Annotated in this window: 9 protein-coding genes and 1 pseudogene; 5 read left to right on the forward strand and 5 right to left on the reverse strand. The window is 66.8% G+C overall.

What is annotated here, in order from left to right:
• Positions 1-117 precede the first annotated feature (117 nt).
• The 3 genes from rpoD to NPJ82_RS06710 all read right to left on the reverse strand — a co-directional run bounded on the left by rpoD (position 118) and on the right by NPJ82_RS06710 (position 4,559).
• Positions 118-2,151 carry an RNA polymerase sigma factor RpoD gene (rpoD, locus tag NPJ82_RS06700; protein WP_342658772.1) on the reverse strand — a complete coding sequence of 678 codons (2,034 nt, stop codon included), beginning with the start codon at positions 2,149-2,151 and terminating at the stop codon, positions 118-120.
• The gene (dnaG, locus tag NPJ82_RS06705; RefSeq protein WP_342658773.1) at positions 2,151-4,022 is read right to left on the reverse strand and encodes a DNA primase; all 1,872 of its coding nucleotides are present in this window, start codon (positions 4,020-4,022) and stop codon (positions 2,151-2,153) included. The genes rpoD and dnaG overlap by 1 nt, the downstream gene beginning before the upstream one ends.
• Before the next feature lie 84 nt (positions 4,023-4,106).
• Positions 4,107-4,559 carry a GatB/YqeY domain-containing protein gene (locus tag NPJ82_RS06710; protein ID WP_342658774.1) on the reverse strand — a complete coding sequence of 151 codons (453 nt, stop codon included), beginning with the start codon at positions 4,557-4,559 and terminating at the stop codon, positions 4,107-4,109.
• A 137-nt stretch (positions 4,560-4,696) separates the two neighbouring features.
• On the opposite strand from NPJ82_RS06710, the pseudogene carA reads away from it, so the two are divergent.
• The 4 genes and pseudogenes from carA to NPJ82_RS06730 all read left to right on the forward strand — a co-directional run bounded on the left by carA (position 4,697) and on the right by NPJ82_RS06730 (position 10,493).
• Positions 4,697-5,889: pseudogene (gene carA, locus NPJ82_RS06715) on the forward strand (glutamine-hydrolyzing carbamoyl-phosphate synthase small subunit).
• A 79-nt stretch (positions 5,890-5,968) separates the two neighbouring features.
• A complete protein-coding gene (gene carB, locus NPJ82_RS06720) occupies positions 5,969-9,301 on the forward strand; it encodes a carbamoyl-phosphate synthase large subunit (RefSeq protein WP_342658775.1) in 3,333 nt (1,110 codons plus the stop codon).
• 77 nt (positions 9,302-9,378) lie between these two features.
• Positions 9,379-9,855: a transcription elongation factor GreA gene (greA, locus tag NPJ82_RS06725; RefSeq protein ID WP_112382511.1), complete on the forward strand. Its 477-nt coding sequence runs from the start codon at positions 9,379-9,381 to the stop codon at positions 9,853-9,855.
• 5 nt (positions 9,856-9,860) lie between these two features.
• On the forward strand, positions 9,861-10,493 hold the full coding sequence (locus NPJ82_RS06730; RefSeq protein WP_342658776.1) for a rhomboid family intramembrane serine protease: 633 nt from the start codon (positions 9,861-9,863) through the stop codon (positions 10,491-10,493).
• Positions 10,494-10,615: 122 nt separating this feature from the next.
• On the opposite strand, the gene NPJ82_RS06735 is transcribed toward NPJ82_RS06730, so the two are convergent.
• Both NPJ82_RS06735 and NPJ82_RS06740 read right to left on the reverse strand, forming a co-directional pair.
• Entirely contained in the window at positions 10,616-10,837 is a 222-nt protein-coding gene (locus tag NPJ82_RS06735) for a DUF4170 domain-containing protein (RefSeq protein WP_112382510.1), read from the reverse strand.
• A gap of 112 nt (positions 10,838-10,949) precedes the next feature.
• A complete protein-coding gene (locus NPJ82_RS06740; RefSeq protein WP_342658777.1) occupies positions 10,950-11,876 on the reverse strand; it encodes a cell wall hydrolase in 927 nt (308 codons plus the stop codon).
• A gap of 149 nt (positions 11,877-12,025) precedes the next feature.
• Here NPJ82_RS06740 and NPJ82_RS06745 point away from each other — a divergent pair, with 149 nt between their 5' ends.
• Entirely contained in the window at positions 12,026-13,129 is a 1,104-nt protein-coding gene (locus NPJ82_RS06745) for an NADH:flavin oxidoreductase/NADH oxidase (RefSeq protein WP_342658778.1), read from the forward strand.
• The last annotated feature ends 39 nt before the right edge of the window (positions 13,130-13,168 follow it).

Raw genomic sequence — 13,168 nt, forward strand, 5'->3', positions numbered from 1 at the left:
AAATGGCGGGGCCCGTCGCGCAGCGATGGAAGGGTGAGGGGGTACCCAGCAGCATGGCACGGCTTGGCGGCCCCTCACCCCGGCCCTCTCCCCGGAGGGGAGAGGGAGTAGTGCAGCTTACTGGTCCAGGAACGACCGCATCTTGCGGCTGCGGCTGGGGTGCTTCAGCTTCCTGAGCGCCTTGGCCTCGATCTGGCGGATGCGCTCGCGGGTCACCGAGAATTGCTGCCCGACCTCTTCCAGCGTGTGATCGGTGTTCATGCCGATGCCGAAGCGCATGCGCAGCACGCGCTCTTCACGCGGGGTGAGCGAGGCCAGGACGCGGGTGACCGTTTCCTTCAGGTTCGCCTGGATCGCGGCGTCCACCGGGATCACCGCGTTCTTGTCCTCGATGAAGTCGCCCAGGTGGCTGTCTTCCTCGTCGCCGATCGGCGTTTCGAGGCTGATCGGCTCCTTGGCGATCTTCATCACCTTGCGCACCTTCTCCAGGGGCATGGAGAGGCGCTCCGCCATTTCCTCGGGCGTGGGCTCGCGACCCTGCTCATGGAGGAACTGGCGGCTGGTGCGGACCAGCTTGTTGATCGTCTCGATCATGTGGACCGGGATGCGGATGGTCCGCGCCTGATCCGCGATCGAGCGGGTGATCGCCTGCCGGATCCACCACGTCGCATAGGTGGAGAACTTGTAGCCGCGGCGATATTCGAACTTATCCACCGCCTTCATCAGGCCGATATTGCCCTCCTGGATCAGGTCCAGGAACTGAAGGCCACGGTTCGTGTACTTCTTGGCAATGGAGATGACGAGGCGCAGGTTTGCCTCGACCATTTCCTTCTTGGCGATACGCGCCTCGCGTTCCGCCTTCTGCACCATGTTGACGATGCGGCGGAACTCGATGAGGGCCATGCCGGTCTGCTGCGCGATCTCGCCCATTTCCGAGCGGATGCGATCCACCGTCGCGGCCTCGTTGGCAGCGAAATTGCCCCACTTCTTGTCCAGCCCGCGCACCGCATCCAGCCAGCTCTCATCGAGCTCATGGCCGAGATAGCGGTCCAGGAAGTCCTTGCGGTTGACCTTGTGACGCTCGGCCAGACGCAGCATCTGCCCGGCCAGCGCGGTCAGGCGGCGGTTATAGGCATAAAGCTGGTCAACCAGATATTCGATCTTCTGGTTGTGGAACTGCACGCTCTCGACCTCGGCGGTCAGCTCCTCGCGCAGCTTGTGATACTTCTTCTCGTCGGCCGCGGACAGGTCGTCGCCGCCCGCCATCGCGTCGAGCCGGCTCTGCTGGACCTTGGAGAATTTCTTGTAGAGCGCGGTGATGTTGGCAAACTTCTCCAGCGCCTGCGGCTTGAGCGTTTCCTCCATCTGCGCGAGGCTGAGGGTGTTGTCCTCCTCCTCGTCGTCCGAGGGACGCGGCGCGCGCCGTTCGGTCATGTCGTCGTCATCGTCGGAGGAAACCTCTTCGGGTTCTTCCTCTTCCTTGAACTGCGGGCCGGCGTTCTTGGCACTGATCTCGCCCGAATCGTCGTCCTCGTCGTCGGACAGGTCACCGGGGCCGGCATCCTTGGACAGCATCGCGTCGAGATCGAGGATCTCGCGAAGCTGCATCGTGCCTTCGTTGAGCGCGGTCGACCAGTCGATGATCGCGTTGAAGGTGATCGGCGATTCGCACAGGCCCAGGATCATCGTGTCCCGGCCCGCCTCGATCCGCTTGGCGATCGCGATCTCGCCCTCGCGCGACAGCAGCTCGACGGCTCCCATCTCGCGCAGGTACATGCGGACCGGATCGTCGGTGCGATCGACGGTTTCCTTCTTCTTGGTTTCGAGCGCGGGCGCGGCACCATCGGACTCGCCGTCGACGGCCTCCGCCTCGTCGGCGGAATCCTCCTCGGCCTCGCCGTCTTCGCCGGCTTCCTCGTTCTCGACGATGTTGACGCCCATCTCGTTCAAGGCGGACATGATGTCCTCGAGCTGGTCGGAGGACATCTGGTCCTGCGGCAGCGCCTCGTTCAACTGGTCATAGGTGATGTAGCCGCGCTTCTTCGCGCGCGCGATCAGCTTCTTGACCGACGCATCGTTCAGGTCGATCAGCGGCGCATCGCCCGTTTCCGTGGTGTCGGTCGTGTCCGCCGCCATATTCGCCTTCGCCATCAATTGCCCTCGGATCCCATCGCACGGGCGTCTTCGTTCGACTGCACCAGATTTGCAAGCCGATCCTCCAACGCCTGTTTTTCCCTCACCAATGCCACCTGCCGTTCGAATGCATCCGCGGTGAATTCGGACTGCATCGCTTGCGTCGCCTCCGCCAGCATCGTGTCGACCTCGGGCCGTGCGATCAGGATCGCAATGGCTTCGTCCAGGTCGGCACGGGCACGGTCGTGGTCGGCGGATCGCTGCGTAAACGAATATGGCATCGTATCGGCCCTCAGCAGTTCGCTTGCGACTGTCTCGAAACCGGACCGCGCCAATATGGTGACGAGCCGCCCGCTATCAAGCGGGTCCTGTCCGCGCTGATCCTCCAGCGCGACATCGACCACCGCTTCGAACAATCGGCCCAGCGCACCATCGACCAGCCGCAGCGATCCCAACACCTCCATGTGCCGGGCGATCTCGGCCGGATGGCGGATCAGTCCGGCCAGCACCGCCTTGGCCAGTACCCGGTCGATCCCCGCCGCCCGAAACGCCTTGGCATCCTCGGTCACGGGCAGGGGCGGGGGCTTCCACGGGCCGGTGCGCTTCTGGAACGGCACGAACGGTTTCTTGGCCGGGCGGAAATGCTCGTCCGCGCGGCGGCGGAATTCGGAGAGATATTCGAACTTCACACCCTGGTCGGCGATCGTGCCGGCCAGTTCGGACAGGCGCTGCTTCAACCCGGCGCGCTGTTCGGGCGTGTCGAGCGGTTCGGCGGCCATTTCGCTCTGCCACAGCCGGTCGACCAGCGGCTGGGCGCTCGCCAGCAGTTCCTCCATCGCGCCCGCACCCCTGGCACGGACCAGATCGTCGGGGTCCTGCCCCTGCGGCAGGGTGATGAAGGACAGGCTGCGCCCCGGCTGGAGCAGCGGCAGCGCGCGGTGCGCGGCGCGGATCGCGGCCTTCTGACCCGCGGCGTCGCCATCGAAGCACAGCACCGGCACCTCGACCATGCGCCACAGCTTTTCCAATTGGTGTTCGGTCAGCGCGGTGCCGAGCGGGGCTACCGCCTCATGTATGCCGACCTGCGCCAGCGCGATCACGTCCATATACCCCTCGACCACCAGCACGCGGCCGGACTTGCGCACCGCAGGTGCGGCGCGATCGAGATTGTAGAGCGTGCGCCCCTTGTCGAAGAGCGGCGTGTCGGGGGAATTGAGATATTTCGGCTCGCCATCGCCGATGATCCGGCCGCCGAACGCGATCACCCGGCCGCGCTGGTCCCGGATCGGGATCATCAGCCGGCCGCGGAAACGGTCGTAAGGCTCCTTGTTCTCGACGCTGATCAGCAGGCCGCATTCGATCAGCGCGGGCGCACCATAATCCTTGAGCGCGGCCTTGAGCTGCCCACGGCTGTCCGGCGCGAAGCCCAGGCCGAAGGCGCGCGCGGTGTCGGGGCGGATGCCGCGCTTGTCCAGCACGCCGCGCGCTTCCGATCCGGACAGGCCGCCCAGTTGCTCGGTGAACCAGGTCGCGGCGTCGCCCATCGCATCGTGCAGCCCCCGCGCGCGCTCGGCCTTTTCGGCGGCGCGGCGATCCTGCGCCGGCATCTCCAGCCCGGCCGCCTGCGCCAGCTCCTTGACCGCATCGATAAAGGGCAGGCCGCGCTGGTCGGTCATCCAGCGAATGGCATCGCCATGCGCGGAGCAGCCGAAGCAGTGATAGAAGCCCTTCTCGTCGTTGACGTAGAAGCTGGGCGTCTTCTCATTGTGGAACGGGCAGCAGCCCTTATGCTCCCGCCCCGCCTTGTGAAGCTTGACGCTCTTGCCCACGAGCGCGGACAGGGTCGTCCGGGCGCGGAGCTCGTCGAGGAATTGCGGGGTCAGGCTCATGGCAGCCCGCTGATTATATCATGCCCCTTTTAGCGGGAGGGGGCAAGCGGCGATGCCCCTCGACCGGCGCGATTTTGCGCGGCCTTACGCCAGTGCCGCCTTTACCAGCCCGCTGGCCTTCGCCATGTCGAGCACGGCGGCGTGGCGCGCCTTCAGCTCAGCCATGACGCGGCCCATGTCCTTCATGCCGGTCGCGCCGATCTCCCCCTTGATCGCCTCGATCGCGGCGCGGGTCTCGTCATCGCTCAGCGTTTGCGGCAGGAAGCGTTCGATCACCGCAACCTCGGCGCGCTCGGCGTCGGCGAGTTCCTGGCGGTTGCCGCTCTCGTACATCGCGATCGATTCGCGACGCTGCTTGACCATCTTCTGCAGCACCTCGATCACCAGCGTATCGTCGTCGGCAGGCGCGCCGCCGGTGCGGACTTCGATGTCGCGGTTCTTGATCGCGGCCTGGATCAGGCTGATCGCCGCGCGGCTTTCCTTGTCGCCGGCCTTCATGGCGGCCACCTGTGCGGCCTTGATGTCGTCGCGAATCATCGTCTCGTCTTTCGCCAAAACGCGGACGATAGCCGGGCGGGCCCGCCCCGTGAACCGGTTGACGTGGGGGCCGATGGGGTCTAGCGGGCGGCACTTAGCGACATCGCCGACCAACCAACATGGAGTGCCCGCCGATCATGGCCGACGCCAAGCCCTTTGCCATGCCCGACAAGCCCGAGGGCGCGACCGGGGTCCTCGTTCTGGCATCCGGTGAGGTGTTGTGGGGCCGCGGCTTCGGCGCCGAAGGGGAAGCGGTGGGCGAAGTCTGCTTCCACACCGCGATGACCGGCTATCAGGAGATCATGACCGATCCGTCCTTTGCCGGGCAGATCATCACCTTCACCTTTCCGCATATCGGCAATGTCGGTGCGAACCCCGACGATATCGAGGCTGACGCGCCGCACGCGCTCGGCATGATCGTGCGCGAGGACCCGACCGCGCCGTCCAACTTCCGCGCGATGGAGAACCTGTCCGGCTGGATGGCGCGGCATACGCGCATTGGCCTGGCCGGCATCGACACGCGCGCGCTGACCCGGCGCATTCGCGGCGGCGGCGCCCCACCGGCGTGATCGCCCATTCGGCGGCCGGCGTGTTCGACCTCGACGCGCTGATGGCGATGGCGCGGGGCTGGCCGGGGCTGGAGGGCATGGACCTCGCCAAGGGCGTGTCGACCGAGCTGCATTATGGCTGGGGCGAGACGCGCGAGGGTGGCGTATGGCGGCTGGGCTTCGGCTATGGCGGGATCCAAGACGCGGATCGCCCGCACGTGGTCGCGATCGATTACGGCTCGAAGCACAACATCTTCCGCAATCTGGTTCAGGCCGGCGCCAAGGTGTCGGTGGTGCCGGCGACCGCCAGCTATGACGAGATCATGGCGCTGGAGCCGGACGGCATCTTCCTGTCGAACGGCCCGGGCGATCCGGCCGCGACCGGCGACTATACCGTGCCCGTGATCCGGCAGTTGCTGGAAACGAGCAAGCCGCTGTTCGGCATCTGCCTGGGCCACCAGTTGCTGGGGCTCGCGGTGGGCGCGAAGACCACCAAGATGTTCCAGGGCCACCGCGGCGCCAATCATCCGGTCAAGCGCCTGTCCGACGGCGCGGTCGAGATCACCAGCATGAACCACGGCTTCGCGGTCGAGCGCGAGACGCTGCCCGCCAACGCCCGCGAGACGCATGTGTCGCTGTTCGACGGGTCGAATGCGGGGCTGGAACTGACCGACCGGCCGGCGTTTTCGGTGCAGTATCACCCCGAGGCGAGTCCTGGACCGCAGGACAGCTTCTATCTGTTCGAGCGGTTCGTGGGGTCGTTGCGGAGCGATCGGGGCTGATCCGGTTGCGCAGCTTTCCGGCCTGAACGGTCGTCATCATCGGAATAATCGGCGGCCCACCGCCGTTGAAGGGGCACTCATGCCAAAACGCACCGACATCTCCTCCATCCTCGTCATCGGCGCGGGGCCGATCGTCATCGGTCAGGCGTGCGAGTTCGATTATTCGGGCACGCAGGCGATCAAGGCGCTGAAGGAAGAGGGCTATCGCATCGTCCTGGTCAATTCGAACCCGGCGACGATCATGACCGATCCGGATCTGGCCGACGCGACCTATGTCGAGCCGATCACGCCCGCCATCGTCGCCAAGATCATCGAGAAGGAACGGCCCGATGCCGTTCTGCCGACGATGGGCGGCCAGACCGCGCTAAATACCGCGCTGGCACTGTTCCATGACGGCACGCTGGAAAAGTTCGGCGTGACGATGATCGGCGCCGATGCCGAGGCGATCGACAAGGCCGAGGACCGGCTGAAGTTCAAGGACGCGATGACCAAGATCGGGCTGGAAAGCGCCCGCTCCGCCATCGCGCACAGCGAGGCCGAGGCGCTGGAAGCGCTGGAAAAGGTCGGCCTGCCCGCGATCATCCGCCCCAGCTTCACGCTTGGCGGCACCGGTGGCGGCGTCGCCTATAACCGGGAGGAATTCCTGGCGATCGCGCGGGCGGGGCTGGATGCTTCGCCGACGACCGAGGTGTTGATCGAGGAGTCGCTGCTCGGGTGGAAGGAATATGAGATGGAGGTGGTTCGCGACCGGGCGGACAACTGCATCATCATCTGTTCGATCGAGAATATCGATCCGATGGGCGTCCATACCGGCGATTCCATCACGGTCGCGCCCGCGCTGACGCTGACCGACAAGGAATATCAGATCATGCGCAACGCCAGCATTGCGGTGCTGCGCGAGATCGGCGTGGAGACGGGCGGATCGAACGTCCAGTTCGCGGTCAATCCCAAGGACGGCCGTCTGGTCGTCATCGAGATGAATCCGCGGGTTTCGCGGTCTTCGGCGCTGGCGTCCAAGGCGACGGGATTTCCGATCGCCAAGGTGGCGGCCAAGCTGGCGGTCGGCTATACGCTGGACGAGATCGAGAACGATATCACGGGGGCGACGCCCGCATCGTTCGAGCCGACGATCGACTATGTGGTCACCAAGATCCCGCGCTTCGCCTTTGAGAAGTTCAAGGGCGCCGAGCCGGTCCTTTCCACCGCGATGAAGTCGGTGGGCGAGGTGATGGCGATCGGCCGCAACATCCACGAATCGATGCAAAAGGCCCTGCGCGGGCTTGAAACCGGCCTGTCCGGCTTCAACCATGTCGAGCATCTGGTCGGCGCGCCGCGCGCCGAGATCGAGGCCGCGCTGGCTCGCGCGACGCCCGACCGCTTGCTGGTCGCGGCACAGGCGCTGCGCGAAGGCTTCACCGTCGCCGAGGTGCACGCGATCGCCAAATATGATCCGTGGTTCCTGGAGCGGATCGCCGAGATCGTCGCGGCGGAGGCCGAGGTGATGGAGCATGGCCTGCCGATCGACGCACCCGGCATGCGCCGCCTGAAGGCGATGGGCTTTTCGGACAAGCGGCTGGCGTGGCTGGCGCTGCAATCGGCCAATCTGCGGGGCATGACGCGCGGCATCGCGCGTGGATCGGGGCTGATCCACGAGGTCGTCAAGGCGATGACCGGCGGCGTCACCGAAGAGGAAGTGCGCGAGCATCGCCAGAAGCTGGGCGTGCGCCCGGTGTTCAAGCGGATCGACACCTGCGCCGCCGAGTTCGATGCCAAGACGCCGTACATGTATTCGACCTATGAGGCGCCGACCTTTGGCGAGCCCGAGGACGAGGCGCAGCCCTCCGACCGGCGCAAGGTGGTGATCCTGGGCGGCGGCCCGAACCGGATCGGGCAGGGGATCGAGTTCGACTATTGCTGCTGCCACGCCTGCTTCGCGCTGGCGGATGCGGGCTATGAGACGATCATGGTCAACTGCAACCCGGAGACGGTGTCGACCGACTATGACACGTCCGACCGGCTGTATTTCGAGCCGCTGACCACCGAGGACGTGCTGGCGATCCTGGACGTCGAGAAGAGCCGTGGCGAGCTGGTCGGCGTGATCGTGCAGTTCGGTGGGCAGACGCCGCTCAACCTGGCACGCGGGCTGGAAGCGGCCGGCATCCCGATCCTGGGCACCAGCCCGGCCGCGATCGACCTGGCCGAGGACCGCGAGCAGTTTGCCGCGCTGGTCGACCGGCTGCGCCTGTTGCAGCCGGCCAACGGCATCGCCCGCAGCCGCGAGGAGGCGCTGATCGTCGCCGATCGCGTCGGCTATCCGGTGCTGATGCGTCCCAGCTTCGTACTGGGCGGCCGGGCGATGGAGATCGTCGACGGCCCGGCACAGCTTGAGGATTATATCCAGACCGCGGTGCAGGTGTCCGGCGAGGCGCCGGTGCTGATCGACCAGTATCTGCGCGACGCGATCGAGGTCGATGTCGATGCGCTGTGCGACGGCGACGATGTCGTCGTGGCGGGCGTATTGCAGCATATCGAGGAGGCGGGCGTCCATTCGGGCGACAGCGCCTGCTCGCTGCCACCCTACAGCCTGTCGGCCGAGATTATCGCCGAGATCGAGCGGCAGACCGAGGCACTGGCCCGCGGCCTGAACGTGCGCGGCCTGATGAACATCCAGTTCGCGGTCAAGGACGACAAGGTCTATCTGATCGAGGTGAACCCGCGCGCCAGCCGCACCGTGCCCTTCGTGGCCAAGGCGATCGGCACGCCCATCGCCAAGATCGCCGCGCGCGTGATGGCGGGCGAGAAGCTGGCCGACCTGCCGAAGATCGACCGGCATATCGACTATTATGCGGTAAAGGAGGCGGTCTTCCCCTTCGCCCGCTTCCCCGGCGTCGATCCGGTGCTGTCGCCGGAAATGAAGTCGACCGGCGAGGTGATGGGGATCGATCCCGATTTCACCACCGCCTTCGCCAAGTCGCAGCTCGGTGCGGGTACGGTGCTGCCCAAGGGTGGCGCGGTGTTCGTCAGCGTCAAGGACACGGACAAGCCGCACATCGTCGGCGCGGTCCGCGATCTGGTCGAGGCGGGCTTCGCGATCGTCGCGACCGGTGGCACCGCGGACTATCTGGAGCGTGCCGGCCTGCCGGTCGAGCGGGTGAACAAGGTGGCGCAAGGAAGGCCGCATATCGTTGACCGGATCAAGGACGGCGGCATCGACCTGATCTTCAACACCACCGAGGGCTGGCAATCGTTGAAGGATTCCAAGCCGATCCGCGAGGCGGCACTGGGCCAGCGCATCCCGTACTTCACCACCGCACCGGCCAGCGTGCAGGCCGCGCGCGCGATTCGCGCGGGCGATTCGGGTGGCCTTGAAGTGCGCCCCCTGCAATCCTACTATCCTCCTTCGCACAACTGATCCCGACATGAGACGATGATGTGCGAGCGGGCCCCGCGGGGGTCCGCTCGGGGATATAGGAATTGGGGACTAGTATTATGGCGACCGTCGAAAAGATGCCGATGCTCCAGGAGGGCTATGAAAAGCTCACCGCGGACCTGAAGCGTCTGAAAGCCGAACGCCCCCTGATCGTCGATGCGATCGAGGAAGCACGTGCGCACGGCGATCTGTCGGAAAATGCCGAATATCACGCCGCCAAGGAACAGCAGGGCCAGAACGAAGCCACGATCAGCGATATCGAGGACAAGCTGGCGCGGGCGCAGATCATCGACCCCAAGGAGCTTTCGGGCGACAAGGTCGTGTTCGGCGCGACCGTGACGCTGCTGGACGAGGACGACAAGCCGGTGACGTACCAGATCGTCGGCCAGACCGAGGCGGATGCCAAGACCGGGCGGATCAGCTACAACTCGCCGCTGGGTCGCGCGCTGATCGGCCGCAAGGTGGATGACGAGGTGGAAGTGTCGGTGCCCGCGGGCGAGCGCTACTACCTCGTGTCCAAGATCGACTTCATCTGAACGCGGTGGACTGGAGCCAGGCACGCGCCACCGCGACGATCACCATCGTCACGCTGGTCGCGTCGCTGCTCATCCTGGCGATGAACCTGCTGCCGGAGGCGGCGGTGGGTGGCGGCTTCATTCCGCTGCGCTTTGACGCCGCCGTGCCGCCCGATGCGGGCTTTCCGGTGCCGGCGATCCTGACGCCGCTGACGGCCACCCTGATCCATGGCGGGTTCGCGCATGTCGCGCTGAACCTGCTGATGCTGGTCTATTGCGGTGGGCAGGCGGAGCGGGCGGTGGGCGCGCGCGGGATCGTCCTGCTGTACGTTGCCGGCGCATTTGCCGCGGCACTCGGCCAATATCTGATGGACCCGGTGTCGCATGTGCCGATGATCGGGGCGAGCGGCGCGATCTCCGCGGTCGTCGGCGCCTATGCGCTGCTCTATGGCCAGCGTCGTGCGCAGGCGGTGGCGGGCGTGTCGGCGGATATGGTGCATGTGCTGTGGCTGGCCGCGGCGTGGATCGGCATCCAGTTGCTCGTCGGGCTGGCCGGGTTCGGCGGCACGACGATCGCGATCGGCGCGCATATCGGGGGCTTCATCGCCGGACTGGCGCTCGCCCGGCCGCTGCTGCTCTGGCGCTATCGCGGGACCTGAAAGATCATGCGTAAAATCTGACCCATATATCCGTTCGGCGTGAGCGAAGTCGAAGGGCCAAGCGCTGGTGGCCCTGCTTCGACTTCGCTCAGCATGAACGCTTCACGTTCAAGCGCGAAGCCTTATGCCAGCGGAAGCTGCGGCTCCAGCAGGCGGTGGAGGTGGACGACCACGAAACGCATCTCGGCATCGTCGACGGTGCGCTGGGCCGCGGCGCGCCATGCCTTTTCGGCGCTGGCATAATCGGGGAAGATGCCGACCACTTCCAGCTTGGAGGGATCGACGAAATCGAGCGTCTGGGGGTCGCTGACGCGGCCGCCGAAGACGAGATGCAGCTTGCTCACATGTATCTCCTGATGATTGCGGCTTCCCTAGCGGCAAGGGGCGGCGGATTGAAGGGCCTAGAGTCCGTCGCAAATGCGCCGATGACCGTGGTTCGCGGCGAGGCGTCCGGCCTCAGGTCGGACTTTCCTCCTCGCCGATCACGGCCCCGGCATCCTGCATCCCGGCCGGCGCCGGGACGCCGCGATGGATGCGCACGCCGCCGCTCTGCTGGACGGGAGCCTTGCCCTGGGCGACCAGCGTCTGGCCACCACGATGGATGGTGACGCCGCCGGTGCGCTCCACCTCCTCGGCCAGTACGGTGGCGATCCGCGACTCGGCCGCTGGCGTCAGGAGGGGCGGCGTGCTGCCCGGCTCCACGCCGGCATAGCTTTGCCGAAAGGCCAGTGCGCGCTCCATGCCGCCGCGCCAGCGATAGAAGATATGCGCGCCCACCGTGCCGATCCGCGACAGGCTGGGGGCCCACCAGGGCAGGATCGCGCTGGTGTGATAAAAGGTGGCCGAGCCGACCGGGTCATAGACCAGACCCGCCAGCGCCCCGCGTGCGACGGCCTCGGCTCTGGCCCAGGCACCCGGCTCGCGCCGCCGGTCCATCGATCCGTCGCACACGAAGCTGAACTGGCATCCGCGCGACGAGCGCTGATAGACGACGCCGCAGACGCTGCGCGGGAAGGCCCGATCGCGTACCCGGTTCAACACCACCTGCGCCACCGCGCGCTGGCCGTCGACGGGTTCGGAGCGTGCCTCGTAATAGACCGCGGCGGTCAGGCAGTCGGCGGCGCGCGCCGCATCGTCCGCGCTTGCCGCCTGCGCCACGAAGGGCGGGGCGGGGGCGAGCGCCGCTGCGGGCAGCGCGGCGGCTTCGGGTGCGACGGCATCGGCGGGTACGTCCAGCGCCAGTTCGCGCAGCAGCGGCTGCGCGGCGAGCGGTGCGGGCGCCGCCGCCGCGTCGCGCGCGGCCCGCGGCTGCGGCACGCACGAGGTGGCGGCCGCGAGCAGGACCCCGGCGCGCGCAAGGGACGGAAGATGGCGGTGCCTCACCCGCCCGCCTTATTCTCCAGCCGGTTAGAACGAGGTTAAGGCGCGCCCGGCCGTGTCGGGCCTATCGCAACGTCCGCCGGCCCTGAACGGTTGTGGCGCGGAAGCGACCGGCCGAACCATCCGGCGCAGTGCAATCATCGGAGACCAGCATGGCCAATCCCGCCCTGTTCCAGCCCCTGTCGCTTGGCGGCATGGCGCTGCCCAACCGCATCGTCATTGCCCCGATGTGCCAATATTCGGCGCAGGACGGCTGCATGACCGACTGGCACCTGATCCATCTCGGCCAGCTTGTCCTGTCGGGTGCCGGCCTGCTGACGATCGAGGCGACTGCAGTCGTCCCCGAGGGGCGCATTACCTGGGCCGATGTCGGCCTGTGGGACGACAGGACCGAGGCGGCGATGGCGCGCGTGATCGAAAGTGTCCGCCGCTGGTCCGACATGCCGATCGCGATCCAGCTGGCGCATGCCGGGCGCAAGGCGTCGACCGAGCGGCCCTGGGACGGCGGTGCGCAACTGACCCCGGATCATGCGCATGGCTGGCAGACGGTCGCCCCCTCTACGGTGCCGTTCGAAGCCCATGAAGTGTCGCCGGTCGCGCTGGATCGCGACGGACTGGCGCGGGTGCGTGACGCCTTTGCGGAGGCGGCGAAGCGGTCGGCGCGGCTGGGGCTGGATGCGGTGCAGTTGCACGGCGCGCATGGCTATCTGCTCCACCAGTTCCTGTCGCCGCTGTCGAACCGGCGCGACGACGATTATGGCGGCTCGCTGGAGAACCGCATGCGCTTCCCGCTGGAGGTGTTCGATGCGGTGCGTGCGGCCTTCCCGGCGGACAAGCCGGTGACGATGCGCGTGTCCGGCACCGACTGGGTGGAAGGCGGCTGGGATGTCGAACAGACCATCGCCTTTGCACAGGCACTGGAAGCGCGCGGCTGTGCTGCGATCCATGTATCGAGCGGGGGCCTGCACCCCGACCAGAAGATCCCGGTGGGCCCCAATTATCAGGTGCCGCTGGCCCGCGCAGTGAAGCAGGCGACGACCATGCCCGTCGTCGCGGTCGGCCTGATCACCGGCTATGAACAGGCCGAGGCGATCGTGGCGACCGGCGACGCGGACATGATCGCGCTGGCCCGCACCATCCTCTACGATCCGCGCTGGCCCTGGCATGCCGCGGCCGAGTTGGGCGCGCAGGTCAAGGCTGCGCCGCAATATCTCCGCTCGCAGCCGCGCCGGTTCAAGGACCTGTTCGGCGAATGAGGAAGGCGGCGGCGCCCCGTCATGGGCGCCGCCGGTTCG

This window comes from Sphingomonas sp. NY01, assembly GCF_038809135.1.
Lineage (GTDB): Bacteria > Pseudomonadota > Alphaproteobacteria > Sphingomonadales > Sphingomonadaceae > Sphingomonas > Sphingomonas carotinifaciens.